This is a genomic window from Arthrobacter alpinus, assembly GCF_001294625.1.
Classification (GTDB): domain Bacteria; phylum Actinomycetota; class Actinomycetes; order Actinomycetales; family Micrococcaceae; genus Specibacter; species Specibacter alpinus_A.
In genome coordinates, this window is sequence record NZ_CP012677.1 from 1,649,665 (window position 1) to 1,675,607 (window position 25,943).

Annotated in this window: 21 protein-coding genes; 6 read left to right on the top strand and 15 right to left on the bottom strand. The window is 62.0% G+C overall.

The genetic code is table 11. The features are described 5' to 3' along the window. The first annotated feature begins 213 nt into the window (after positions 1–213). A complete protein-coding gene (locus AOC05_RS07315) occupies positions 214–2,178 on the top strand; it encodes a M13 family metallopeptidase (RefSeq protein WP_062009487.1) in 1,965 nt (654 codons plus the stop codon). Between the two features lie 84 nt (positions 2,179–2,262). On the opposite strand, the gene AOC05_RS07320 is transcribed toward AOC05_RS07315, so the two are convergent. From AOC05_RS07320 to AOC05_RS07340, 5 genes are all read right to left on the bottom strand, one after another. Continuing rightward, positions 2,263–3,855 (bottom strand): LCP family protein, encoded by a 1,593-nt coding sequence (locus tag AOC05_RS07320; protein WP_062006671.1) that lies wholly within the window; start codon positions 3,853–3,855, stop codon positions 2,263–2,265. A 138-nt stretch (positions 3,856–3,993) separates the two neighbouring features. Next, entirely contained in the window at positions 3,994–4,959 is a 966-nt protein-coding gene (era, locus tag AOC05_RS07325) for a GTPase Era (protein ID WP_230085249.1), read from the bottom strand. Continuing rightward, positions 4,956–6,350 (bottom strand): hemolysin family protein, encoded by a 1,395-nt coding sequence (locus tag AOC05_RS07330; RefSeq protein WP_082357824.1) that lies wholly within the window; start codon positions 6,348–6,350, stop codon positions 4,956–4,958. Before AOC05_RS07330 ends, era begins: the two co-directional genes overlap by 4 nt. Beyond that, complete coding sequence (gene ybeY, locus AOC05_RS07335; protein WP_062006672.1) at positions 6,347–6,820, bottom strand: rRNA maturation RNase YbeY; 474 nt, start codon at positions 6,818–6,820, stop codon at positions 6,347–6,349. Before ybeY ends, AOC05_RS07330 begins: the two co-directional genes overlap by 4 nt. Beyond that, on the bottom strand, positions 6,817–7,974 hold the full coding sequence (locus tag AOC05_RS07340; RefSeq protein WP_082357825.1) for a PhoH family protein: 1,158 nt from the start codon (positions 7,972–7,974) through the stop codon (positions 6,817–6,819). The genes ybeY and AOC05_RS07340 overlap by 4 nt, the downstream gene beginning before the upstream one ends. Before the next feature lie 497 nt (positions 7,975–8,471). On the opposite strand from AOC05_RS07340, the gene AOC05_RS07345 reads away from it, so the two are divergent. Further along, positions 8,472–9,290, top strand: coding sequence for a GerMN domain-containing protein (locus tag AOC05_RS07345; protein WP_154605432.1), 819 nt, complete (start codon positions 8,472–8,474; stop codon positions 9,288–9,290). A 3-nt stretch (positions 9,291–9,293) separates the two neighbouring features. On the opposite strand, the gene AOC05_RS07350 is transcribed toward AOC05_RS07345, so the two are convergent. The 3 genes from AOC05_RS07350 to hrcA are packed head-to-tail and all read right to left on the bottom strand — an operon-like array spanning position 9,294 to position 12,267. Beyond that, positions 9,294–10,061: a 16S rRNA (uracil(1498)-N(3))-methyltransferase gene (locus AOC05_RS07350; protein WP_062006674.1), complete on the bottom strand. Its 768-nt coding sequence runs from the start codon at positions 10,059–10,061 to the stop codon at positions 9,294–9,296. Between the two features lie 5 nt (positions 10,062–10,066). After that, the gene (gene dnaJ / locus AOC05_RS07355; protein WP_062006675.1) at positions 10,067–11,200 is read right to left on the bottom strand and encodes a molecular chaperone DnaJ; all 1,134 of its coding nucleotides are present in this window, start codon (positions 11,198–11,200) and stop codon (positions 10,067–10,069) included. A gap of 53 nt (positions 11,201–11,253) precedes the next feature. Then, entirely contained in the window at positions 11,254–12,267 is a 1,014-nt protein-coding gene (gene hrcA / locus AOC05_RS07360) for a heat-inducible transcriptional repressor HrcA (RefSeq protein WP_062006676.1), read from the bottom strand. A 210-nt stretch (positions 12,268–12,477) separates the two neighbouring features. Between hrcA and AOC05_RS07365 the strand changes: the two genes are divergently transcribed. Then, positions 12,478–13,332 (top strand): DUF3097 family protein, encoded by an 855-nt coding sequence (locus AOC05_RS07365; RefSeq protein WP_062006677.1) that lies wholly within the window; start codon positions 12,478–12,480, stop codon positions 13,330–13,332. A 55-nt stretch (positions 13,333–13,387) separates the two neighbouring features. Then, positions 13,388–13,780, top strand: coding sequence for a DUF4870 domain-containing protein (locus AOC05_RS07370; RefSeq protein WP_231687195.1), 393 nt, complete (start codon positions 13,388–13,390; stop codon positions 13,778–13,780). Positions 13,781–13,806: 26 nt separating this feature from the next. Here AOC05_RS07370 and hemW read toward each other — a convergent pair whose 3' ends face one another. Continuing rightward, on the bottom strand, positions 13,807–15,036 hold the full coding sequence (gene hemW / locus AOC05_RS07375) for a radical SAM family heme chaperone HemW (protein ID WP_062006679.1): 1,230 nt from the start codon (positions 15,034–15,036) through the stop codon (positions 13,807–13,809). Continuing rightward, positions 15,033–16,889 carry a translation elongation factor 4 gene (gene lepA / locus AOC05_RS07380; protein WP_197277910.1) on the bottom strand — a complete coding sequence of 619 codons (1,857 nt, stop codon included), beginning with the start codon at positions 16,887–16,889 and terminating at the stop codon, positions 15,033–15,035. Before lepA ends, hemW begins: the two co-directional genes overlap by 4 nt. Before the next feature lie 222 nt (positions 16,890–17,111). Here lepA and AOC05_RS07385 point away from each other — a divergent pair, with 222 nt between their 5' ends. Together AOC05_RS07385 and rpsT are read left to right on the top strand one after the other, a co-directional pair. Next, the gene (locus AOC05_RS07385; protein WP_082357827.1) at positions 17,112–17,672 is read left to right on the top strand and encodes a type II toxin-antitoxin system PemK/MazF family toxin; all 561 of its coding nucleotides are present in this window, start codon (positions 17,112–17,114) and stop codon (positions 17,670–17,672) included. Positions 17,673–17,851: 179 nt separating this feature from the next. Continuing rightward, positions 17,852–18,112, top strand: a complete 261-nt coding sequence (gene rpsT / locus AOC05_RS07390; protein WP_062006680.1) for a 30S ribosomal protein S20 — start codon at positions 17,852–17,854, stop codon at positions 18,110–18,112. 123 nt (positions 18,113–18,235) lie between these two features. Here the strand turns inward: rpsT and holA are convergent, their stop codons facing one another. The 5 genes from holA to leuS all read right to left on the bottom strand — a co-directional run bounded on the left by holA (position 18,236) and on the right by leuS (position 25,660). After that, positions 18,236–19,243 (bottom strand): DNA polymerase III subunit delta, encoded by a 1,008-nt coding sequence (gene holA / locus AOC05_RS07395; protein ID WP_062006681.1) that lies wholly within the window; start codon positions 19,241–19,243, stop codon positions 18,236–18,238. A 160-nt stretch (positions 19,244–19,403) separates the two neighbouring features. Next, positions 19,404–21,230, bottom strand: coding sequence for a ComEC/Rec2 family competence protein (locus tag AOC05_RS07400; protein ID WP_154605439.1), 1,827 nt, complete (start codon positions 21,228–21,230; stop codon positions 19,404–19,406). Next, on the bottom strand, positions 21,227–22,021 hold the full coding sequence (locus tag AOC05_RS07405) for a ComEA family DNA-binding protein (RefSeq protein ID WP_062006683.1): 795 nt from the start codon (positions 22,019–22,021) through the stop codon (positions 21,227–21,229). The genes AOC05_RS07400 and AOC05_RS07405 overlap by 4 nt, the downstream gene beginning before the upstream one ends. A 61-nt stretch (positions 22,022–22,082) precedes the next feature. Further along, complete coding sequence (locus AOC05_RS07410; protein ID WP_231687196.1) at positions 22,083–22,958, bottom strand: DegV family protein; 876 nt, start codon at positions 22,956–22,958, stop codon at positions 22,083–22,085. 197 nt (positions 22,959–23,155) lie between these two features. Further along, positions 23,156–25,660 (bottom strand): leucine--tRNA ligase, encoded by a 2,505-nt coding sequence (gene leuS, locus AOC05_RS07415; protein ID WP_420480379.1) that lies wholly within the window; start codon positions 25,658–25,660, stop codon positions 23,156–23,158. Positions 25,661–25,943: the final 283 nt, after the last annotated feature.

The window sequence follows — 25,943 nt, forward strand, 5'->3', positions numbered from 1 at the left end:
GAGGGCGGCCATTGCCAGGTTGATCAGGTCAACGTGGTTGAGGCCTCGCCGCGGCAACTAAGAAGAAGCATTCCAGTGCGCACATTTTTACCCTAACACGGCACGTAGGATGAGAGTGAAAGAGCTCACTAAAGTGCGGGTCGTTGAACAATGTTCGGCACTGGCCGGCATGGCAAGGCAACCCGCTTCACCAAAGCAAAGGGACAGATTCTTTTGACGCACTCCGGTATCAACATCAGCAATATTGACGCCAATGTTCGCCCCCAAGATGACTTGTACGAACATGTCAATGGCAAATGGTTGGCCACAGAGGTCATACCCAGTGACCGCGCCTTGACCGGCTCCTTCATCACCTTGCGGGACGAGTCTGAGGCAGCCGTGAGGACCATCATCGAGAGCGCAGGCGCCGCCGCGGCCCTCCCGGATGCCCAACGCGGCAGCATTGGGGCAAAAATCGGGGACATGTACGCCGGGTTCATGGACGAAGGTGCCGTGGAAGCGGCAGGTGCGGCACCCCTGGCCCCCACATTGAAGGCGATTGACCACGCAACGTCCATGGCCGCCGTCGTGACTTTGATGGGTGAACTGGACAAAAAAGGCGGCAACGGCTTGTTTGGCGGTTATGTAAACAACGACGCCGGCAATCCCGAGCGCGCGCTGCTGCACCTTTACCAGTCGGGCCTGGGCCTGCCGGATGAGTCCTACTACAGGGAAGAGAAGTTCGCCCCGATCCGCACCGCCTACCTGGCTCACGTGCAAACCATGCTGGAGCTGGCAGGTATCGCTGAGGCCGCCAAAAAGGCGGGCAGAATCGTTGCCCTCGAGACCGAGATCGCGGCCACACACCTGGACAAGGTGTCCTTGCGGGATCCTCAAAAGACATACAACTTGATGGACAAGCTTGAGGTCCTGGAGCTTCTTCCCGCCATGGAACTGTGGCTGGACGCACTGGGCGTGAGCGCTGAACAAAGCACCGAAATGGTGGTGGCCACCCCCGAGTTTTTTCGTGGGCAAGCAGCCCTACTGGTTGAGCACCGCCTCGAGGACTGGAAGGCCTGGCTTTCGATGCGCGCCATCTCCGGGGCGGCACCGTACCTGTCCAAGGCGTTCGTTGACGCCAATTTCGCTTTCCACGGCACCACCCTCAGCGGGACCCCGGAAATACGGGAGCGTTGGAAGCGTGGCGTCGCCCTCGTCGAGGGTTCCCTGGGTGAGGCTGTGGGCCAGCTTTATGTGGCCGAGCACTTTCCGCAAGCGCACAAGCAACGCATGGAAATACTCGTTGCAAACCTCATCTCGGCGTACAAGGCAAGCATCACTGAACTAACGTGGATGAGCCCGGAAACCATCGCCAAGGCGTTGGAGAAGCTGGCGGCGTTCACGCCAAAAATTGGCTACCCGTCCAAATGGCGCGACTACTCGAACCTGGAAATCGTCCCCGGTGATCTCATCGGCAACATTGAACGCAGTAACGCCTTCGAACTGGCCCGCCAGCTCGCCAAGATCGGGGCGCCCATTGACCGCGAGGAGTGGTTGATGACCCCGCAAACGGTCAACGCCTACTACAACCCGACGATGAATGAAGTGGTGTTCCCCGCAGCCATCCTGCAGCCGCCGTTCTTTGATGCTGAGGCCGACGACGCCGCCAACTACGGCGGCATCGGCGCCGTGATCGGGCATGAAATTGGCCACGGCTTTGACGACCAGGGCTCCCAGTTCGACGGGAGCGGAGCGCTGCGCAATTGGTGGACGGATGAGGACCGTGCCGCCTTCGAGAAACTGACGGCCAGGCTGGTGGAACAATACAACGCCCTCTCCCCTGCCGCCGCCCCTGACGAAAAGGTCAACGGGGAACTAACACTAGGCGAGAACATTGGGGACCTGGGCGGGCTTGCCATCGGCTACATCGCCTACGAGCTCAGCCTGGCCGGAAGTCCCTCCCCCGTCATCGAAGGGATGAGCGGGCCCGAACGCTTCTTCTTCTCCTGGGCCGAATGCTGGCGAACCAAGATTCGCAGTGAAGAAGCCATTCGGCGCTTGGCCATCGACCCCCACTCGCCCTCTGAATGGCGCTGCAATGCAGTGGTACGCAACCTTGATGTGTTCCATGAAGCCTTTGCCACGACGCCGACGGACGGGCTGTGGATGGAACCGGGTGAGCGGGTGCGCATCTGGTAGGACAAAGGGTAGGACAAAGGAGTGCTCACTGAGCCGCGTATGCAGCACGCATGCGCGGCTCAGTGCTTCTAGAGATCAGTGCTTCTAGTACGTGTAGTAGATCGGGTTGACCTTCAGGCATCCGCCGGTCTGGTCGGCCGTGCTGGCAACTATGTCCTGGGGCACTGTGACCGTGCCAAACTGCACCCCGCTGGTCCAGTCAGTACCCACCAGAAGCTTCACACCCGTCACTGTCGGATCGGCTTGGAGTGCAGTCGGTGGTAGCTTGAACAGCGCCGCCACGTCGGCGGCAACGTCGGCCATGTCGGTGCCGTACAGCACCTTCGTCTCATTCTGGGCCGCGACGTCGCCACTTGACCGCGATGCGTTGAAGCCCGCCGTTGAGAGGGACGCAAGCAATTCAACAGAACGCCCTGCAATTGCCGTCGCGTTCTGGACAGTGATCGGTTGGATCGCCTTGTTGTAGGCGGCAACGGGCGGAGCCACTTCGGCAGGGGTACCGGAGGTTGTGGCGGCTGTGGCGCCCGGCGTTGCAGCACCCTTGGAGGCCTCCGCCGCAGCCGCAGCGCTCTTCGTCAGGGCAGTATCACTGCGCAATGCGGCAAAGAACTGCCCTGCCTCCGGTTCCTTGAGCTGGACACGGTTGTTGTCGCCCGAGTACGCCTCATAGGGGACTGTCACGAAGGAAACGTTGGCCAGGTTGATCTTGGCAAGTCTGTTGGCAACACCGATCATGGCGGGGATATTTGCCAAGCCCTCGTCGATGGTGAGGTTCTTCGTCACCACATCAGCCAGGTTGTACAGTTTGGGCAGGTTGGTTAGCGTTCCCTCGCTCGTGACCTTGCGGGCCATGGAACCGAGGAAATACTGCTGGGCCTTGATGCGGTCCAGGTCGCTGGCATCACCAAAGGAGTGGCGTGTACGTAGGAACGCCAGCGCCTGTTCGCCTTGGACCAGGCTGTTTCCGGCTGGAAGGCGAAGGAAAGACCCGTTGACGTCGTACATGGCGTGGTCAACGCAGACCTCCACTCCCCCCAGCGCCGTGGAGAGTTCCTTGACGGCGGTGAAGTCCGCCAGCATGAAGTGGTCAATGGTCAGCCCTGTGAGGTCATTAATGGCCGCCACGGTACAGCCCGGGCCGGCACCCAGCGCGGCATTAAGCTGGCCACTGCGGCTGCCGTAGACCACCTTTCCCGTCACCGAAGAGACACAGTCCGGGATCGGTACCATCAGGTCGCGGGGGAAACTGGTGATGGACACCTGAGAGTTATCTGCTGAAATATTCATCAGCAACATGACATCCGATTGGCCTTCGCCAGCGGAATCCGCTTCGGTGCCATACTCACCGTTGGCGCCAGCACGCGTGTCCGTGCCCAGGATCAAAACTTGCATGGAGTCGTTGGGCTCTTCGGGGGCCTTGGTTTTGTTCCCGTTGGACACTGCGGCGTTCAACGGCGCCGTGGTGACGTTGTTTTGGAGTTTCATGACGAGGACGCCAGCGGTTCCCAAACCCAAAACGAGGGCACCGCTGAGGGTGACAGCAACGATCTTCAGCCACATCGGCGACTTGCGGCGCCCCCTAAAATGCCGGCCAGCTGGTTCCTGGTTTTCAGGGGTTTCACGACGGGGGGTGCCGGCAGCCTTGGCTGCGGCCGAGTCGGCGCGGCGTCGCCCCATGGATAAACCTTTCGCTGTGAACAAAGAACATGGGTAAGTTTACCGGCCAAATCTGGGAACATCCGCAAAACCGCGTCGGCCACCGAAAAACTGTCCACCACACGTCGGCCAGTTTTTGCCTAGAAAACTAGTTTCTCCCTAGAAACCCAGTTTTACGAGCTGTTTGGGGTCCCGCTGCCAGTCCTTGGCGACCTTCACATGCAGGTCCAGGTAGATCTTGGTTCCCAACAGCGCCTCGATGGCGTGGCGGGCATTGGTACCCACCTCACGTAGGCGTGCCCCGCCCTTTCCGATGATAATTGCCTTCTGTGAGGGACGTTCCACGTAGAGGTTCACGCGGACATCCAACAACTGATTGTCATCACTGCGTCCCTCGCGGGGAACGATTTCCTCAACCACCACTGCGATGGAGTGCGGCAGCTCATCACGAACACCTTCCAGGGCGGCTTCACGGATGAGCTCGGCCACCATGACAGCTTCCGGCTCATCCGTCAGTTCCCCGTCAGGGTAGAGGGCCGGCGAAAGCGGCAGGTACGCGGAGAAAACGCTGGCTAAGGATTCGACCTGAAAATCTTCCACGGCTGAGACGGGGACGATGGCGGCGAACCCGGCCTCGCCCAGCACTTCACGCCCAAGTTTCTCCACGGCGATCAACTGGTCGGTGACAGCTTGCCGGTCAACGGTGTCAGTCTTGGTCACGATGGCCACAACCGCCTGCTTGCCAACGTTGGCGAGTTGCGCGGCGATGTAGCGGTCGCCGGGGCCAATCTTTTCATTGGCTGGCAGGCAGAACCCGATGACATCAACTTCGGAAAGCGTATCTGCCACGAGGTCGTTGAGCCGCTTGCCAAGCAAGGTCCGCGGTCGGTGCAGCCCCGGCGTGTCAACAAGGACCAGCTGGAAGGTGTCGCGATGAACGATCCCGCGAATGGTGTGTCGGGTGGTTTGCGGCTTGGCCGAGGTGATGGCAACCTTGTGCCCCACCAAGGCGTTGGTCAACGTCGATTTTCCTGCGTTGGGGCGGCCAGCCAGCACAGCAAAACCTGCACGGAACCCATCAGCCTTGGGTGATGGCATAGCCAAGCTTCCCTTGTTCTTCTTCATGGTTGCTCCTGTGTGGTTGTTCTGTGAGATAAGTTCCTCGCCGACGCTTCGCCGACGAGGTGGTGCTGTGTAGCTTCAGTTTCCGGGGTACTGCCATTTTCCGGGGTACCGCCATTTTCCGTGCCTGGCCCCGGGCTGGCAACGACCAGGCTTGCAACCACGTGACTGACCCGGTTGCGGGCCGGTTCCATGCGCTCCGCTACAAGACGAATTCCGGAGACGTTCACCGTACTTCCCACGGTGGGGAGCCGGCCCAAGTGCTTGGCGAACAGGCCTCCCACGGTGTCCACCTCGTCGTCGTCGAGTTCCTTCCCGAAAAGCTCACCAAAGTCCTCAACACCCATGCGGGTGCGGATCAGATACAGCCCCTCGCCCAGTCCTTGAACGTCCGGGGACACTGAGTCGTATTCATCGGCGATCTCGCCCACAATCTCCTCGATCAGGTCCTCCAACGTCACAAGGCCGGCAGTACCGCCATACTCGTCTACCACGATGGCCACGTGCGTTGACTCGCCTTGCAATTCTTTCAAAAGCTCATCGACCGGCTTTGACTCAGGAACATAGCGGACGCTGCGGGCCAGGTTCTCCACGGCCGGGCGCGGATCGTCCTGACCGAGGCGGTGCAGTGTTGCCACGAGGTCCTTCAGATACAGGATGCCCAGAATGTGGTCCGTGTCGTCGCCGATGACAGGCACCCGCGAAAAACCGGAGTCAAGAAATACGTCCATGGCATCGTCAAGGCTGGAGCCTTGTTCAATGCTGCGAATGTCCATGCGCGGGACCATGACCGCCCTCACCCGGGTTTCACCGAGGTCAAAAACGCTGTGGATTAGCTCCGCCTCGCTGTCCTCGATCATTTCTGAATCGCTGGCCCGGTCAACGAATTCACGAAATTCCTCTTCCGTGACAAAGGCGTCGTCGTGCCCGGGTGCATCTTTGGCGACAGCGGCCCCAATCGCCAGGAACCAGCCAGGAACAGGGCCAAGAATCCGGAACAGGAAGTGCACCGCCCAGGCGCTGCGGCGCACAAGTGCCCCCGCATATAACCGGCCAAGGCGGCGCGGTGAAACACCCACCAAAATGAAACTGATGGCCGCCATGACCACTGTGGCGAACAACCCGGCTATCCAGACGTTTCCCATGACTTCAAGGAGAAACAAGGCAACAGCCACAGCCGCCGCCATCTCGAACCAGACACGCCAGAACCGCAGCGCATTCAGGTGCAGCGCTGGTTCCTGCAAGATCTTCGCCAAGGATGTTCCCCTGCTGTGTGCCGACGCGTCTTCTGCGTCGTGCCGGGGAAAAAAGCTCAGTGCCGACTCAATGGCTGTCAGCACTGCGGCGATGGCCATGAAGATGATCCCCATGACCGGCAGTAAGACGGCCGTCACTTCATTGTCTCCCGCGGGGCTTCCTTGCCCAAGTAGCTGGAGAGCAGCTCACGCTGCAGCCCGAACATCTCTTCCTTATCCTCGGGCTCGGCGTGATCATAGCCGAGGAGGTGAAGAATCCCGTGGGTCGTCAGCAGTAAAAGCTCCTCTTCCATGGAGTGGCCTGCGGCAACTGCTTGTTCCTGCGCCACGACCGGGCACAGGACGATGTCTCCGAGGAGACCGGCGGGGGTGGGCGCCTCCGGGGTCCCCGGGCGCAACTCATCCATCGGGAAAGAAAGCACATCGGTAGGTCCGGGCTCGTCCATCCACTCGAGGTGGAGTTTTTCCATGTTTTCTACGTCGGCCATGATGATTGAAACTTCAGTTTCGGGGTGTACATGCATTTGTGTCAGGATGTGCCGAATAAGCTTGACGATCTCCTCCTCACGTACTTCAACGCCGGATTCATTATTGATTTCGATGCTCATCGGGTGGTGTGGTCCTTGTGTGTCTGGTGGTTTGTGGAGGGGATGGAAGGGTGGATGCCAGCGCTAGCGTTGCCGGCGTCCTCGTCGTTGGTGGTGGTGTGGGGGCGTACGAGAGTGTGGTGCGCCTCATCCCAGTCGTTGTAGGCACTGACGATCGCGCCCACCAACCGGTGACGGACCACGTCGGTGGCATCAAGGATGGAGAAGTGGATCTCATCCACTGATTGCAGAATTTCCTCCACCACCCGCAGGCCCGATTTGATCCCAGTGGGCAAGTCCACCTGGGTGATGTCGCCGGTGACAACAATCTTGGACCCGAAGCCCAGTCTTGTCAGAAACATTTTCATTTGTTCAGCTGTGGTGTTCTGCGCCTCGTCCAAAATGATGAAGGCGTCGTTGAGGGTGCGCCCCCGCATATAGGCAAGAGGGGCCACTTCAATGGTGCCGGCAGCCATGAGCCGGGGGATTGTCTCGGGATCCATCATGTCGTGTAAGGCGTCATAGAGGGGCCGCAGATAGGGGTCAATCTTATCGTTGAGAGTTCCGGGCAAGAAGCCCAGCCGCTCCCCTGCCTCCACTGCGGGGCGGGTGAGGATGATGCGGCTGACATCTTTACGTTGCAACGCCTGGACCGCCTTGGCCATGGCTAGGTAAGTCTTACCGGTACCGGCCGGGCCGATGCCGAATACCACTGTGTTGGCGTCAATGGCGTCGACATAGTTCTTTTGATTCAACGTCTTGGGACGGATGGTGCGGCCCCGTGAGGAGAGGATGTCCTGGGTGAGAATATCAACCACTGAGGCCTCGGGACGGGCCTTTAGCATGGTAACCAGTTGTTCCCACAGCGCGCCATCCATGGTGACGTGCCGGGCGACCATCGCTCTGGCCTCCTCCATCAGATGCATGATACGCGGAACGGTGGCACTGGGTCCGGTAATGGACAGGACATTGCCCCGGGCAAGGAACGCCACATGCGGGTACAACCCCTCAACAGTGCGCAGGCCCTCATCCTGGGTTCCTAGCGTGGCCACCATTTGATCGGTGGAGGAAAAGTGCACCACCTCAGTGCGTGTTCCGTCCACGGAATGTGGGAATGGCTGTCCATTGCCGCCCTCGGAAAAGTCATCGTGGCGGCTATCTATTGTCTCTGGCATAAGTGCGGCCGTCCCAGGCCTGTGATCTCTCCTTACGTAGTACCGGTTCTCACCGGTTCCCGGAGCCCTTGCTCCTGCTTTCAATCTTAGTCCACGTAATCGTCGGCGAAGCAGGACGCAAATGCTTGAAGGTCTCTTTAGTGTTTCAATACGGTTTCAGTTCATGCAGATTTGTAAGATACCAGCCAATTGGGCTGGTCAATATGCCAAGCTATTGGAGGTTCAAAGCATGTGGGGAGGCTTGGAACGCCCTCGCGGCCGTGTCTCGGCCATCAGAACTCTCAAGGCGAATTGAGCTTGTTATTCCTATGTCAGCACTGCCCCGAACCCCGCGAGAGAGTGCCGACGTGCCCGCTCGCCTGTTGCAAGGCAGTGGCCCTTCCCTTTTTCCCAGGGTTCGACGGCGTGGACGCTGGCTGGGCGTTGTAGCAACTGCCATTGTTACCACCGTATCTTTGGGTGCCTGCTCGGGCGGATCAGGTGGCCACGACGCCGTCATGCCTGCCCCAGGGAACGTGTCGGCAAGCAACCTGGTCACCAGTGCCCCCTTGGAGACAGCCGCCACCAGCGCTACGATCCCGGTGTACTGGCTTGGTCACAGCAATGAGGCCGTCTATCTTTACCGTGAGTTCATGCCCGCTGTCACGCTTGATGACCCCATAGTTGCCTCCCTGCGGGCCATGATGACGAGAAAGCCCGCGGATCCCGACTACTTCTCCGTGTGGAATCCTCCGTCCCGCCTGGGTGCGTCGATCTCTGCCAAGAACGCCATCACCGTTGATGTCTCGGCGGATGCTTTTGGCCAGAAAGTTGACCAGGGCATCGCCGACCGGGCCGTGGCGCAGTTGGTCTACACGGCCACCGCGGCAGCCGCCATGGCCGGGCTCATCGATTCCTCCTCAGCCGTCCAGGTGTCAGTGCTAGTAGACGGGCACACCGGATACAACGCATTTGACCACGTCCGGCTGAGCAAGCCGCTGACCCGGGATTCGGGCTTTGTGGCCCCCGTGTGGATCATCGATCCTGCCGAAGGCGCAGCGGCCAACGGTACTCCCCTGAAAGTCACGGGGCAGGGGGCCTCCCCCACCGGAGCACTCCAGTGGTCGCTGTCCCCCGTCACTGCCGGGCAGGCTGAGGGCGTATATCTTTCCGGCGGTGTTAGTGTCCCGGCGGGGCCCGGCGTCCTGGGAAGCTACGGATTCGAGGCCAACCCGATTCCAGGAACCTATCTGCTCTCCGTCTACATTCGCGATCCCAGCTCACCTGGAAAGCAGATTGACCCCGACACGAAGCTAGTGACCGTCACCGGCCCCTAGCTGCTACCAGCGGCCTATTTCCTGGCTGAGGAGTACGACGGCGGCGGGACCGGCCGTTGAGGACCTCAGGACATGCTTTCCCAACAGCGCTGTGCGTGCGCCAGCCGCGAGGAAAGCCTGAACTTCGCCTGCGCTCATGCCGCCCTCAGGACCCACGATCATCACGATCCTGCTGCGGTCACGATCAGGTGCCTGCGCCCGCCAGCCGCGCACCACATCGGGCAGGGTGTCAACGGCGTCCTCGTGCAGGATCAAGGCCAGCTGAGCCGAACCGATCAACTCGACCACGCCTTGGGTGCCCACTAACTCGCCCACCCACGGAACGTGTGCACGGCGCGCCTGTTTGGCAGCCATGGAAACCACATTGCGCCACTTCACCGGGCCCTTGAGCGCCTTGTCCATCTTCCACCGCACAATAGAACGTTCGCCCTGCCAGGGAACCACCCCGTCAACACCCAATTCGGTGGCCGTCTCGACAGCCAACTCATCCCTGTCGCCCTTGGCGAGGGCCTGGACCAGGACAAGCTCAAACCGTTCATTCTCCGGTGCCATGACGTGCTCGACACGGACAGTAAGAACGCCGGCCTCGGAGCCGGTGACGGTACAGGCCAACCGCAAGCCGGCGCCGTCGCACAGGTCAACAGGTTCCCCGGGCAGCAGCCTTTTGACGGTGACAGCATGGCGTCCTTCGGCACCGCCAAGGCTGAACGAGGCCCCCGCGGACAGGTCCGCGAGCTCTTTTACTTCGGCGTAGAAGACGGGATTGCTCATGGGGCTTAGAGGTTGCCGAGTTTGTCGCGTAACTTGGCGAACATGCCACCACTGCTGACAAGCTTGCCCGCGGTGAACGTTTCCCCGCGCAATGCTGCCAGCTGCTTGAGTAGTTCCTCTTGGGCTGCATCTGGCTTGGTAGGTGTCTCCACGTGGATGTGCACCTTCAGGTCCCCGCGACCGTAGCCGCGCAGATGCGTGACACCGAGGTTGCGCAAGGTGATGATTTCCCCGGCCTGGGTGCCGGGCTTGATAGTGATGGGCTGCTCGCCGTCGAAGGTCTCAAGGGTCAGTTCGGTGCCCAAAGCAGCCGCCGTCATGGGCACGCTCAAGGTGGCGTGCAGATCGTCGCCCTCACGCAGGAAGGCCGGGTCGTTGTTGACCTTCATCTCCACGTACAGGTCACCTGCGGGACCGCCTGCCGGGCCGGCCTCACCCTGGCCGGCCAGTTGGATGCGCGTGCCCGTTCCCACACCGGCCGGAACCTTGATGGTGAGGGTGCGGCGGCTGCGAACCCTACCCTCGCCCATGCACTCGTTGCAGGGGTCTTCAATCCGGGTGCCAAAACCCTGGCAGGAGTTGCAGGTGGCAAGGGTCATGACGTTGCCCAGAATCGAGCGCATGGGGCGCTGGATTTGCCCATGCCCATGACAGACGTCGCAGGTGACCGGCGAGGTGCCGGGGCGGCAGCAGGTGCCTTCACAGGTGGGGCAGGTGACAGCCGTGTCGATTTCCAGCTTCTTGTTCACGCCGAACACCGCCTCGTTCAGCTCGATCCTGACGGTGATCAGGGCATCCTGTCCTCGGCGCGTGCGCGAGGCAGGGCCGTTGCCCTGCCCGCCGCCGGCTCCGCCGAAGAACGTTTCAAAGATGTCCTGGAACGCGAACCCCTGGCCGTCGTAATTGCCGCCGCCACCGTTGCTGTTGCCGTTTTCGTTGCCAGTGGTGTCATAGACGCGGCGCTTGCTGGGATCCGAGAGCACCTCGTAGGCGTGCGTCACCGCCTTGAAACGATCCTGGGAATCAGCGGCGTCGTTGACGTCCGGGTGCAGCTTACGGGCCAGCTTGCGGTAGGCCTTCTTGATCTCTTCGGCCGTGGCGTCGCGGGAGACACCGAGGGCGTCATAGTGGTTGCTCAAAGTCTTGCTCTCTCCAGTGGAACGTGTACAAGGTTGTTCTTCGTCAAAGCCGTTTAACCGGCCAAAATTCTCGACAGGTATCGGGCAACTGCCCTGACACTTGACATCGTGTTCGGATAGTCCATGCGGGTGGGGCCCACCACTCCAAGTTTGCCGCTTTCACCGACACCATAATTGGTGGCCACCACTGACGCCTCGGCCAGGGAGTCGTGCGGGTTCTCACGACCGATGCTTACGGCCATACCCATCGAATCCTGCGCCATCTGCTCCAACAGGCGCAGGAGCACCACTTGTTCCTCCAAGGCATCCAGCACCGGGCCTATGCTCAAGGGAAAATCAACGTTGGAGCGAGCCAAGTTCGCCGTGCCAGCGAGCACAATTCTATCTTCACGCGCCGCCAGGGCAAGCTGGCCCAGGCCGTGGGCCAACTTGCGGGCGATGTCTTGGTCTTTGACCGGAAACGTGCCCGGAATCTGTGCCAGGGCCGCTGGTAAATTGCCCACCGGAATGCCTGCCACCGCAGTGAGGAAGACCTGGCGCAATCGGCTCAAAGTTACGTCGTCGCTGGCGGTGCCAACGTCAATGACACACTGCTCAACCTTGCCCGAGGCCAGAATCAATACTAGCAACACCTGGCGTGGCCCGAGAGAGACAAATTCCAGGTGCCGGACAGTTGTTTTCGCCGACCTGGGGTACTGCACCAAAGCGACCTGGTTGGTCAGCTGGGCCAAAGTACGCACAGTGCGCTCAAGCACGTCATCAAGATCAGTGGAACCGTCAAGCAGGACTGCAATGGCACGCCGCTCAGCAGCCGAGAGTGGCTTGACGGAGGAAATTTGGTCCACGAAGAGCCGGTAGCCCTTGTCCGTGGGAATCCGTCCGGAACTAGTGTGCGGGGCCGTGATCAGCCCTTCTTCTTCCAAGGCGGCCATGTCGTTGCGGATGGTGGCACTAGAGACACCGAGGTGGTGACGTTCAACGAGGGCCTTGGAGCCGACTGGTTCACGCGAATGGACGTAGTCCTCAACAATGGCGCGCAGAACTTCAAGTTTCCGTGGTTCGCTCATGGCTGGCACCTCCTCGCGGCCCTTTGATATTTGGGTGGCACTTTTGCCGATGCGTTAGCACTCTACCCATTCAAGTGCCAAGTCTAATACTTACTGGCTGGCACATTCCGGCACGGCGCAAAGTCTCTGCCGCCATTTTGCTTGTTAGCATTGAATATTCAGCCACAGGCGTACCCGTGTACCTCCAGCAAGTAAGGGCTAAAAGCTAAAGTGCAGTTAAACAATTGGGGTCCACAAGACCTAACCGCACCCAAAGAACGCCTCCTGCCCCAGGTCCCTGCGACCCGCGGACTGGTGGTGGAGGATGTCCAGTCAGGCTGGGTCGGCGCCGTGGTCAGGCTTGAAAAATCCGGTGGCATGCATATTATGGAGCTCGCCGACCGTCGAGAAAAGATCCGCGCCTTTCCCCTCGGATTTGGTTTCCTAATTGACGGAGAACCCGTGGAAATGGTGGCCCCCGCCACGGCCGCTGCTGCACCGGCAATGACCCGTACCGCGTCGGGATCACTGAAGGTTCATGGCCTCAAAGCCCAGGTGGCCAAGGCCAGCCGCATCTGGGTGGAAGGGAAGCACGACGCTGAACTTGTGGAGAAGGTTTGGGGAGATGACCTGAGGGTGGAGGGCATCGTCGTCGAACCCTTGCGGGGCATTGACGACCTCACGGCGGCCGTGAAAGATTTTGCGCCGGGCCCCAACCGCCGTCTGGGCGTCTTGGTTGACCACTTGGTGCCAAACTCCAAGGAGTCCAGAATTGTGGCGGATCTCATGAAATCCCCGGCGGCCAGAAACAACGTCCTGGTGGTGGGCCACCCCTATGTGGATGTGTGGCAGGCGATCAAGCCAACAACGCTGGGCATACCCGCTTGGCCTGTCATCCCACGCAACATTGATTGGAAACTGGGCATCTTGGCGGCTTTTGGCTGGCCACACCAAGGCGCCGAGGACGTTGGAATCGGCTGGCAACGCCTGCTGTCCCGGGTGAATTCCTACGCCGACCTGGAACCGTCCTTGCTGGGGCGGGTGGAGGAAGTCATCGACTTCCTCACGGCGCCAGTATCCTTGTAAGTGTTGCAGGCACGACGCCTGCGCAATGCAAAACGTTTTTGAGAGGCAAGTCACCGTGAGCATTCCCGGGATTCCAAACACCAATCCGGCAAAGCCCCCGCTTACCCCTGCGGAAGACAAGCAATGGGCATTTCTAGCCCACTGCGGCGGCATTCTTGGCTGCGTCCCGTCAGCTGTGATCTACAAAGTCTTCAAAGACCGCGGCCCCTTCACCGCCCAGGAATCCCGTGAGGCGCTCAACTTCACCTTGCCGCCCACCATCGTGGCGGTAGTGCTGAACATCGTGGGCATCATCCTCTCCGCCATCCGCCCAGGAGCGGGCACACCGTTCTCGCTCCTGGCACTGCTGGTCTGGGTATTCCTGACCGTCTGGTCAGTCGTTGCGGCCTTGCGCGTGAACAAAAACCAGCCGTACCGTTACGCCTGGAACCTGCGCCCGATCAAATAGGCCCTACCTGCTGGACCACCGGAATATCAGTCCAGCAGTGCCCTTGTCACGGCGTCGCCGAGAAGGCGGCCCTTCAGCGTCAGCACCAGGGTGCCGGCGAAGGCCTTGCGCGGGTCCACGAGTTCCTGGGCGATCAGGCCGGCCACGGCCTTGCGGGCGGTGGGGCTGAGCGTATCGGTCGCAAGGCCCTCAGATAGCCGGGACGTGAGCATGATCCGTTCCATTTCGCGGGTGTCTGCGTCGAGGGTTTCCCGGCCGGCGGCAGGTGACTCGCCCTTGTCCAACCGGTTGGCGTAGGCGGTGGGGTGTTTGACGTTCCACCAGCGCACACCACCCACGTGGGAGTGGGCGCCGGGCCCGATCCCCCACCAGTCGTCCCCACGCCAGTAAGCCAAGTTGTGCTGGCAGGCGTCGGCCGGTGTGCGGGACCAGTTGCTCACCTCATACCACCGCAAGCCGCCGGCGCACAAGAGTGCGTCGGCGAGTTCGTACTTCACGGCGTGGTCGTCGTCGTCAATGTTCGGCACCTGCCCGCGGCGGATCTGGGCGGCCAGCTTGGTGCCCTCCTCCACGATCAGTGAATACGCCGAGATATGGTCGGGTTCATAGCTCAGCGCGGTCCGCACGGACGTTTCCCAGTCAGCCAGCGACTCCCCCGGCGTGCCGTAGATCAAGTCGACGCTCACCTTCAGGCCAGCCTCACGCGCCCAAGCAACTGCCTGTGGCACACGCTCGGGGTTGTGGGTCCGGTCAAGGACCTTCAAAACGTGCGGCACAGCAGACTGCATGCCGAAAGACACACGGGTGAAGCCGCCGTCAAACAGTTCCTGCAGGGACTCAAGGGTGACGGAGTCCGGGTTCGCCTCGGTGGTGACCTCGGCGCCATCTTCCAAACCCCACCGTTCGACGGCGGCACCCAGAATCCGGGAGAGGTCGCCAGCGGGCAGGAGGGTGGGAGTACCGCCGCCGAAGAAGACGGTGCTGAGCTTGCGCTCCGGCAAGCCCGACGCCGCCATGGCGCGGGCGGCGAACTCCACCTCTCGCACGGCTGTGGCCGCGTAGGCGTCCTGCGACGCCCCGCCGCCGAGCTCCGTGGCCGTGTAGGTGTTGAAGTCGCAGTAGCCGCAGCGCACGGCACAGAACGGGATGTGCGTGTACAGGCTGAACTTTCGCTCCTGTGCACCGGCGGCAGCCTGCGCGGGCAAGATGCCGTCGGCCGGGGCCGGATCGCCGAGGGGGAGGGCGCTGGGTGTCACTTTTTCGACTTGTCCTTGGGGGCTTCGGCGGTGGTCAGTGCGGCGATGAATGCTTCCTGGGGAACCTCGACGCGGCCCACCATCTTCATGCGCTTCTTGCCTTCCTTCTGCTTTTCCAGCAGCTTGCGCTTGCGGGAGATGTCGCCACCGTAGCACTTAGCCAGAACGTCCTTGCGGATGGCCCGGATACTCTCACGGGCGATGATCCGGGCGCCGATGGCTGCCTGGATGGGCACCTCGAACTGCTGACGCGGGATGAGCTCGCGCAGCTTACCGGTCATCATGACCCCGTAGGCGTAGGCCTTCTCCCGGTGGGTGATGGCACTGAACGCGTCAACTTGTTCGCCCTGCAGCAAGATGTCGACCTTGACCAGGTCGGCGACTTGGTCGCCGTCGGCCTTCCAGTCCAGTGAGCCGTAACCACGGGTCTTGGACTTGAGAATGTCAAAGAAGTCAAAGACGATCTCGGCCAGGGGCAGGCGGTAGCGGATTTCCACCCGGTCCTCGGAGAGGTAATCCATGCCACCGAGGATGCCTCGTCGGGTCTGGCACAGCTCCATGATGGCCCCAACAAATTCGGTCGGCGCCAAGATCGTGGCAGCGACCATTGGTTCGCGCACCTCGGCAATTTTCCCGGAGGGGTATTCGCTGGGGTTGGTGACATGGATGACCCGCTTGTCCTCAAGGGTCACCTCATACTCCACGTTGGGGGCTGTGGAGATCAAATCCAGGTTGTGCTCGCGCTCCAACCGCTCACGGGTGATCTCCAGGTGCAGCAGGCCCAGGAAGCCAACCCGGAAGCCGAAGCCCAGGGCTGCGGAAGTCTCCGGTTCGTAAACGAGCGCGGCGTCGTTGAGCATGAGCTTTTCCAGCGCGTCACGGAGCACGGGGTAGTCTGTGCCGTCCATCGGGTACAGGCCGGAGAACACCATAGGCTTGGCGTCCTGATATCCGGCCAGCGACTCGGTGGCCGGTTTGTGGAAGGTGGTAACCGTGTCTCCGACCTTGGACAGGCGTACATCCTTCACACCGGTGATCAAGTAACCAACCTCGCCCACACCGAGTCCCTTGGAAGGGGTCGGCTCGGGAGAGCTGACGCCAATTTCCAACAGTTCATGGGTGGCCCTGGTTGACATCATCTGGATTTTTTCGCGCGGGCTCAGGCTGCCGTCAATGACACGGACGTATGTGACAACGCCGCGGTAGGTGTCATAAACCGAGTCAAAAATCATGGCCCGGGCAGGGGCGTTGGGATCGCCCACGGGGGCCGGCAGCTCGCGGACGATCAAATCCAGCAGCTCCTCCACTCCCATGCCGGTCTTGCCGGAGACGCGCAGGACGTCCTCGGGCTTGCCACCAATCAGGTTGGCCAGCTCAAGCGCGTACTTCTCAGGCTGCGCGGCCGGCAGGTCGATCTTGTTCAACACCGGGATGATGGTGAGGTTGTTCTCCATGGCCAGGTAGAGGTTGGCCAGCGTCTGGGCTTCAATGCCCTGGGCGGCGTCAACGAGCAAAATGGCCCCTTCACAGGCAGCCAACGACCGGGAGACCTCGTAGGTGAAGTCAACGTGGCCGGGAGTGTCGATCATATTCAGGCAGTAGGAGGTGCCGTCGACTTCCCACGGGATGCGTACAGCCTGGGACTTGATGGTGATACCGCGTTCACGCTCAATATCCATCCGGTCCAGGTACTGGGCTTTCATGTCACGCTGCTTGACAACTCCAGTGAGCTGGAGCATCCGGTCCGCCAGGGTTGATTTCCCATGGTCAATATGAGCGATGATGCAGAAGTTCCTGATGATCGCCGGATCGGTGGCGGCGGGCACCGGTGCAGTGCGGGCCATGGGTGACACTAGGGTTCCTTACTGTTACATGGACGCAGGGACAACGGCGCAATGGCCATCACCGTGCAGGGGTGTGACCGCCAACGGAACGGACGGGCACTAGTTGCCTCAAGTCTCCCACGTTTAGGGGCCCGGCACAGAACAGGAGGGCCGGCCACCGCACCGCCCTGTTACGCTCCCCCGCGGGAGCCCCCCGACGCATGATCTGCACCATTCAGTAATATTGGTGCCATGGCATCCACCACTGATCGAATTCTTGGCCTCCTGCGAGGCCTTGCCGACTCGTTCTTCTCCGCCAGCAAGTCGCCCCCACGCCAGCAGCCCGGCGCACGGCAGGCGGCACGCGCGGCCGGACGACCGGCGTCGTCCGGGGCAGGCACGGCCCTGCGGGCAAAGTATCCCGGCGACTTCCACGGCACCTCCAAGGTGGTGTATGGCCCCAAGCCCGACGGCGCTCCGGACCCTGGGGAAATCGTGTGGACCTGGGTGCCGTATGAGGAAGATTACAGCCAGGGCAAGGACAGGCCCGTCCTACTGGTGGGCCGTGAGGGGAAGTGGCTGCTGGCCCTCATGCTCACCAGCAAGGACCACAGCAGCGACCGGCGCTCCGACTTCGACTACATCGACATTGGGCCGGGCGCTTGGGACCGCCAGGGCCGTCCCAGTGAGGTGAAGCTGGATCGGATCCTGCAGGTGGCGCCAGCCGATCTGCGCCGCGAGGGTGCTGTCCTTGATGCCCGGCGCTTCGGCGCCGTGGCCAACGTCCTGCGCCAGCGACACGGCTGGAAGTAAGCGCAGGCCGCAACGGGCCTGGCGTCTGATAAACTTTTCTATAGTGTGTGCCCGTGCAGGTCGGCGGGTACAACAGCTTGGCCCGACGTTCACCATATTTCGAGCATCCCCACGCCGCTGTTCTGGCCAAGCTACGCCCTCTACGACCGTATTTTCGTATCAAAAGAGAGTTATACAACGTGGCAAATATCAAGTCTCAGAAGAAGCGCATCCTCACCAACGAGAAGGCGCGTCAGCGCAACCTCTCGGTGCGCTCTGGCGTCAAGACGGCGATCCGTGCAGTAAACACGGCCGTTGAGAAGGCAGACAAGGATGCAGCTGTGGTTGCCCTGGTGAATGCAACTCGCAAGCTGGATAAGGCTGTCAGCAAGGGCGTTATCCACGCCAACAATGCTGCCAACCGCAAGTCGGCCATCTCCAAGAAGGTTAACGCCCTCTAGGGAAGCCGATCTGCTTCGCAACTCACAACGTAAGGCCCCCGCCACTTGGCGGGGGCCTTACGTCTTTTTGCGCCCCGTCTTTTTGCACGCTGAGTGTTTGTGCCCGTGCGGCTGGCCTAAGGGTTAACGCCTGGCCGAGGTGGCGATGGTGATGACTGCACGTTCGACGGCGTACACAGGGTCCTTCGCGGCCCCCTTGACCTGGGCGTCGGCCTCGGCAAGGACCTTGATGGCAGCGATCAAACCGTCGCCGCTCCAATGTCCGGCGTCGCGGCGGGCAGCATCAACCTGCCACGGGGCCATGCCCAGTTCGCCTGCCAGCTGCGCCGAGCTCCCCCGCGCCGAATGCACCTTCGCCACTTGGCGGATCTTCATGGCCAAGGCTGCCACAAGCGGCACCGGGTCCACCCCGGTTGCCAGGGCGTGGCGCAAGGTAGATAGCGCTACCGGCCCATTGCCAGCCAGGGCCGCATCGGCAACCCGAAACGCCGTTGCCTCCACCCTGCCCCCGTAGTACTTATCGACGGCGGCGGTGTCCACCGTGCCGGTGGTGTCTGCAATCAACTGCTGACAAGCGGCCGCCAGTTCGGCAAGACTTGCCCCGAGCGCCGCCACCAGGGCACGCACCGCCGGGGCGTCAATCCGCCGTCTAACCAATTGGAATTCCGAGCTGACAAACGCGGCCTTGTCTTGGTCCTTCTTCAGTGCAAGACAGTCGACGCGCGGGGTGCCGGCTGCTTTGAGCGCGTCCACGAGCTTCTTTCCACGGGCGCCCCCGCTGTGGATCAACACGAGCGTGACATCCGGTGCCGGATCTTTGAGGTAGGCCAGCGCGTCCACGAGGAAGTCATCACTCATGGCGGACAGCCCTGCGACTTCGATGAGTTTGGGCTCGCTAAAAAGGGACGGGCTGGCAATCATGCCCAGCTTCCCCGAGGTGTATTGCCCGGCGTCGAGGGTGGTCAGTTCAAGCTCGGGGTTGTGGGCCCGCAGCTTCTTGCGCAGCCCGTCCAAGGCACGGCTGGCAATGTACTCCTCGGGGCCAAAGAGCAACACCACCGGGGCAATCGGGACATCCCGCCAATCGGCTGTTCCGCCGGCACGGGGCGCAGCCCTCGCTGCAGGGCTCACGGTGTTGATCCGGGCAGTGCTGATCCAGGCAGTGCTGAACCGGGAAGTGTTGAACCGGGAAGTGTTGAACCGACCGGCGCCGTTCCGTTCACGGCTGATGTGCTCAGGGGTGTATTCACGGGTTCTACTGTGCCACCAAGCCCGGCGATTCCCAAGCCCATCATGGCCCTGTCACTGCCAGCATCCACAGTCCTGCACATACCGCCGACACGACAGTCAGACAAGGGAAGCCAAACAAAAACCTCAGCCCTGGCGGCAAACGGCTCCTGACACGGTTGGCAATGAGCACGAACCTGTGACGTTCAAGAAGTCCGAGGAGGGCCAGCAACACTGCGGCATTCACCACGGCCATGAGAATGGCTCCCCGCGCACCGGCTGGCCACGGCAGGCTGGCGCCCGGCAGGGCCGACATGCCCTGCGCCACGGACGCAACCCACCAAGCACCGGTGCCGCTGATGGCAGCACACACCTGGGCCAGCGCAGGCCACCAGAAACCCGCGACCATGCCGAAAGTCCCAACCGTGGTCACCAACGCCACCACCGGTGCCGCCGCCATGTTCGCTGGAACCGTGAACAGGGTCAACCGTGGCGCCAACAACACAATGACGGGTGCGCAAAACAGTTGGGCGGCCAGGGGAATGGCAAGGGCCTGGGCCAGCCACCATGGCAGCCACACGCCCAACCACAACGCACAGCGCCGACCCACCAGGTGCAGTCCCAATGTCGCCAAAACCGACAGAATGAAGGCGTAGTCAATGGCCAGCCAGGGGTCCAGGATCAGAAGCACCACAATGCTCACCGACAGCAGGGCCCCCACCCGTTTTGGCCTCCCGCCCAGGACGGCAAGGCAGCCAATGCCACCCATGAGGGCGGCACGCAGAACACTCGGGTCCAGGCCCACCACAGCCACAAACCCGGCCAGCCCGGCAATTGCCGCGGCAGTTGTCGGCGCCCTCGGCAGGTGTAAGGTTCGCAACCCCAGCATCAAGGACGCCAGAACCAGGGTGCAGTTGGCTCCGCTGACGGCCGTCAAATGAGTCAGCCCCACAGTCTTCATGGACTCGGACAGGGCCGGCGTGACAGCGCTTCGATCGCCCATGACCATGCCCGGTAGCAACGCTGCCGTGTCAGGCGCCACAGACGCCCAGGCCCCTTGCGATGCATTCACCCACGCGGCACGCATCTGGCGAACAGGCGAACCAGCCGGCATTTGCACCTGCAGCGGGGCGGTTGCCGGGCGCAACACCGCCACCACCTTACCCGGCGTTCCGGAGCGGGAAGACGCGCCGACAGCGGAGACAATGGCGCCTTCGCGCAGCTTCGCCCACGGGTCTCCGGCAATCACTTGCACCTCCAGCCGCCCCGTAAGTAGTTGGCCGTGCGCCGTGGCCTGAAGGACAACGGCGTCGAAGAACACCTGCTGCGGACCCCTCCCCCTGGCCAGGGGCCGTGGAGTACTCGAGAGTTCCATGACCAGGCCCAGTGTTTGCCCACTGACCACTGCTTGAGTCAGAGGGGAGTGTTCGCGGTCATAGTGGCGCAGACCCACGGCCACCAACACTGTGCCCAGGCAGACTGCTGCCACCAAGACCGCCACGGCCACCCCGGTTCGTACCGTTTCTGCACCCTCGTGGCGGCGGCGCCAGAGGTAGCCCCCCAACAGGATTCCCACGCCGAAAAATGTGCCGGCGCCGCCAACCGCAACGGGCCAGGACGACCCTATCGAAATTGCTGCACCGGCCCATACCGCCACGACGGTTGGAGTGAGGCGCAGGTCAGGTCTTTGGTGCACTCCTGACGCCGCTGGAGCGCGTGCCTCCTGGGACAGTGCCGCAAGTTTGGCCCGTAGTTCAAGTTTGAACAGTGCAGCAGTTTTTGCCCGCGCCGGAAGTTGGGACAGTGCGGAAGGTTCGGCGTCCGCCACCTGGCCGGAACCGTTCACGGCAGCCCTGGCGTACCGGCGCCACCGCGGCTCCCGGAGAGTCACTGAACTACGACCAATGGGCGCAAGGTGGCCAGCATCTTGGCTCCAATACCGGGCACCGCATCCAGTTCGTCCACGGATTTGAAGGCCCCGTGGTCCTTGCGCCAAGACACGATCCGGTCGGCCAAGACTAGTCCTACACCCGGCAGCACATCAAGTTGGGCAGCAGTTGCCGTGTTGAGATTGACGAGCCCGCCCGGACCGGTGGCTCCAGGATCCACAGCTACACTTCCAGATGCTTCGTCGTACCCGGCGTTCACCTGTTCCTGGGTGGGCACCAGAATGCGGCTGCTGTCCTGCACCAGGGCGGCAAGGTTCAGTGCCGATAACTGGGCCGTGGGCAGTGCCCCGCCAGCAGCCTCAAGGGCAGCCACGACTCGGCTTCCAGCCGGGAGGGTGAAAACCCCCGGCTGTTTCACGGCACCGGCAACATGCACCACAACTCCGGCGCCGGGCCCAGACTGTGCCGATGCAGACTGTGCCGATGCAGGAGCTGGCGGGCCAGTCGCCGCAGGAACGGTCCCCTGGGTGGTGTCCATCCCGTCCGATGGAAAGCCACCTACGGGCGGGACGCCGAGCTTGGCAGGATCTTGCGACGCCAACTGCTCAGAGGCGCTAGAGATGGCCGTCTGCTGCATCCACAGAACGGCAACAACAGCACCTGCCATGGCCAACACCAGGACCAGGGCCCGTAGCGAAATGATCCAGCGCGGACCTTTGGCCGCCGCTGCACCCCTTCCTCCTGGCCCACCCGGGTCCGGAGTCCACGCAAATTCCTTACCGTCGCCACCCATGCCACTACGATAAGCAGCCAAAAGCTGGTGCGGCCGGCCACATCCGGGCGATTGTTGACAGCTAGGAACCCAGCTCGCGCTGTGGAGGAACAATGGCGTCGGAGACGACAACCACCAAGACACCTAATCCCGCATGGGCGGCCAAAACTGCCGGCAGGCGGGTCATGTCGGCTGCGGCGAGTCCGGGAAACCGGGTGCGCAGGGACTCATTGAGAATGCCCGCCTGGTGCTCGTTGCCAAAATGGTGCAGACTCAGCTGTGCCCGTCCTGGCTCACGCCTCGCAATCTCGGCAGCAGCCAGTGTTTCCAACCGGGCAATCGCCTTGGCAGCGGAACGCACCTTCTCCAGAGGAACCACGGCCCCGTCCCTGATGCCAAGCAGTGGTTTGATGTCCAGCACGGTGCCGACCCACGATGAGGCCAAGCTGATACGTCCGCCCCTGCGCAACTGTTCGAGGCTGGGAACGTAAAAATACACGGAGGTCCTCAACGCCGCGGCTCCCGCAACAGCGGCCACGGCCTCCGCACCGCTGCCTTGCGTAGCTGCCACAACGGCCGCCTGCACAGCCACGCCCTGCGCCATACCCACGGTGCCCGAGTCAAGCACACGCACAGGAATACCAGCCCTCCCGGCAGCCAGTTGTGCCGCGTCCAACGTTCCGGAGAGCTTCTTGGAGATGTGGATGGAGACCACTGCATCGAAACCGGCCTCAGCCGCGGCCCGGTACGCCTTGTCGAACTGTCCCGGGGAGGGCCGGGAGGTGCGCACGGGTGTCCCGGCTGCCAGGGCGAGGGAAATGTGGGTCTCGAGCTCGGCGTCGTCGTCGGAAAAAACGTTCTCGCCAATGATGACCGGCATGGGCACTATTGCCAACAGCCCGCTTTCACCGTGCGCAGCAACCCAGTCCGCGGGCAGTGCTGCAGCAGAATCGGTCACGACGGCGATCCTGGGCCTGGCAGGCTCCACGGCTTCCGGTGTTGTGGTCTTGGGACGCAACTTGTGGACTTGGTGGCGCAACCAGTCACGCGCAGACGCCGCATCTGCTGGCACAGCTCACCGTCCTCTCTGAAAAAAGTGCCTTCCCGGCCCCATGGACCAGGAAGGCACTCGTCGGATCGTGCAAAAAACGGGGCCTACACCGGAACGATATTGACCAGCTTAGGCGCACGAACGATCACCGTGCGGATGTCGCGGCCGGCAAGGGCCTTCTGCACATCCTCCGACGCCAACGCCAGCTCACGCAATTGTTCCGCGGTGATGTTCGGCGAGACGTCCAAACGGTGCCTGACCTTGCCCTGGATCTGGACGATGGCCGTGATGCTTTGCTGGACCAGCAAGGCCTCGTCCACGTCTGGGAACCCTGCGTTGGCAACCGACGCCGGATGCCCCAGGGTCTCCCACATGTCCTCAGCTGTGTACGGGGCAAAGAGGCTCAGTACGATCGCAACCGCCTCCGCGGCCTCACGCACGGCCGGGTCCCCCGCGCCGGCACCTGAATCGATGACCTTGCGGGTGGCGTTGACGAGCTCCATGAGTTTGGCGACCACCACGTTGAACTTGTGGCCTTCCAGCAGGGTCTTGGTCTCGTGGACGGTGCGGTGTGTCAGTGAACGCAAGGCTGCGTCACCAGCGGCCGCATCGGTTCGAGCATCGCTGGAAACGTCGCGGGCCAACCGCCAGGCGCGGCCCAGAAACTTCGCCGAGCCCGACGGCGACACATCCGCCCAGTCGACGTCGTCCTCGGGAGGACCTGCAAAAACCATGGTCAGGCGGACGGCGTCGACACCGAACTTGTCCAACTGCTCGCCCAGGTCAACACCGTTGCCCAGCGACTTACTCATGGCCTTGCCGCCGTTGAGGACCTGGCCCTGGTTCAGCAGAGCACTGAAAGGCTCGGTGGCCTCCAGCATGCCCATGTCGTGGATGACCTTGGTGAAGAAGCGGGCGTACAGCAGGTGCAAGATGGCGTGCTCCACGCCGCCGACGTACTGGCCGACAGGCATCCAGTCGTTGACCTTGGCTGGGTCAAACGGGCCCTCTGTGAAGTCCGGGGACACGAACCGCAGGAAGTACCAGGAAGAATCGACGAAGGTGTCCATGGTGTCGGTGTCGCGCTTGGCGGCGCCTCCACACTTCGGGCAGGCAACATTGACCCAGTCCGCTGCCGCCGCCAGCGGGGAGGTGCCCTTCGGAGACAGATCCTCACCGCGCAAGTTCTCCGGCAGGCGTACGGGCAGCTGGTCATCGGGCACCGGAACCTCTCCGCAGTCGGCGCAGTGAATGATGGGGATGGGGGTGCCCCAGAAGCGCTGGCGGGAGAGCAGCCAGTCGCGCAGGCGGAAGTTCACGTATTTTTCGCCGGTACCCAGTTTTTCCAGGACCTCAATGGCAGCGGGGATGCCCTCGGTTTTAGACAGGCCGTTGAGTTCGCCGGAGTTGATCAGAGTGCCGTCGCCGGTGGTGGCGATACCTGTTTCAGCAGGGTCCTGCATGCCCGTGTCCAGGACGGCACGCACCGGCAAGTTGAAGGCCTTGGCGAAGTCAAGGTCACGCTGGTCGTGGGCCGGGACGGCCATGATGGCGCCGGTGCCATAGTCGGCCAACACATAATCGGCGGCCCAGACGGGCAGCTTTTCACCGGTCAGCGGGTTGATCGCGAAGCGGCCGGTGAACACGCCGGACTTGGGGCGGTCGGTGGATTGGCGTTCAATGTCGCTGAGCGCCTTGACGTTCTCACGGTATTCGCTGAGGGCCTCTGCGTACTCTGCCGTGACGAGGTCAAGGGCCAGCGGGGCGTCGGCTGCGACAACAAAGAACGTGGCCCCGTAGAGGGTATCCGGGCGGGTGGTGAAGACCGTCAGATCCTGGGCAGGCTTCCCCTCCCCCGCAGCCTTAATGGCGAACGTGACGTGGGCACCCTCCGAGCGGCCGATCCAGTTCTTCTGCATGGCCAGGACACGGTCGGGCCAGTGGCCCTTCAGCGAGTCCATGTCATCGAGGAGGCGGTCGGCGTAGTCGGTGATCTTGAAGTACCACTGGTTCAGTGATTTCTTGGTAACTATGGTGCCGCAACGCTCACAAGCTCCGTTGACAACCTGCTCGTTGGCCAACACCGTCTGGTCCTTGGGGCACCAGTTGACGGGGGAATTCTTGCGGTAGGCCAGCCCGCGCTCATAAAAGCGCTTGAACAGCCACTGCGTCCACCGGTAGTACTCCGGGTCGGAGGTTTGCAGGCGGCGCGACCAGTCCACGGAGATGGCGTAGCGTTTGAACGACTCCGCCTGCGTGTCAATGTTCGCGTACGTCCACTCACTCGGGTGCGCGTTGCGCTTGATGGCGGCGTTCTCGGCCGGCAGGCCAAAAGAGTCCCAGCCGATCGGGTGTAGGACGTCATAGCCGAGCTGGCGCCAGTATCTTGAGACGACATCCCCCATGGCAAATGCCTCGGCGTGGCCCATGTGCAGGTCGCCCGAAGGGTACGGAAACATGTCCAAGACGTAGCGGCGTTCTTTTGAGCCGTCGTCAAGGGGCGTAAAGACTTTTAGCTCGTCCCAGATGGCCGGCCATTTCGCTTCCATGGCGGCGAAACTGTAGACGCCCTCTTCGCTGTTTTCTTCAGTCTGGGACTGCACGCTCACGTACCCTGCCTTTTCAATCATCATTGGCTTCTTGCGCCTTCTTGTTCCTTACACACAAAAGCCCCTCGACATGGCAAGGGGCGCACCGCATCTTATGGGATGCGGCTAGATAAGGAGAAGGTTTGTATGCACCCTATTACTTTAGCGCATATACAAACCCGGCCTTCAGCCGTTCATCGCCTCCGGCGCCGGGCACTCCTTGGAGCTGCTGGTGCCTGCTCGGCTTCAGCGCACCAAATGTTCCAATCCGTGCGCAGGAACAAAGTGCGACGACGGGACCCCC

Coding starts and splice junctions, on each gene's coding strand:
- AOC05_RS07320 (WP_062006671.1), bottom strand. CDS start 3,855: ATGGGGCGACGCCGCGCCGACTCGGCCGCAGCCAAGGCTGCCGGCACC.
- era (WP_230085249.1), bottom strand. CDS start 4,959: ATGAAGAAGAACAAGGGAAGCTTGGCTATGCCATCACCCAAGGCTGAT.
- ybeY (WP_062006672.1), bottom strand. CDS start 6,820: ATGAGCATCGAAATCAATAATGAATCCGGCGTTGAAGTACGTGAGGAG.
- AOC05_RS07340 (WP_082357825.1), bottom strand. CDS start 7,974: ATGCCAGAGACAATAGATAGCCGCCACGATGACTTTTCCGAGGGCGGC.
- AOC05_RS07345 (WP_154605432.1), top strand. CDS start 8,472: ATGCCTGCCCCAGGGAACGTGTCGGCAAGCAACCTGGTCACCAGTGCC.
- AOC05_RS07350 (WP_062006674.1), bottom strand. CDS start 10,061: ATGAGCAATCCCGTCTTCTACGCCGAAGTAAAAGAGCTCGCGGACCTG.
- hrcA (WP_062006676.1), bottom strand. CDS start 12,267: ATGAGCGAACCACGGAAACTTGAAGTTCTGCGCGCCATTGTTGAGGAC.
- AOC05_RS07385 (WP_082357827.1), top strand. CDS start 17,112: ATGGCATCCACCACTGATCGAATTCTTGGCCTCCTGCGAGGCCTTGCC.
- AOC05_RS07405 (WP_062006683.1), bottom strand. CDS start 22,021: ATGGGTGGCGACGGTAAGGAATTTGCGTGGACTCCGGACCCGGGTGGG.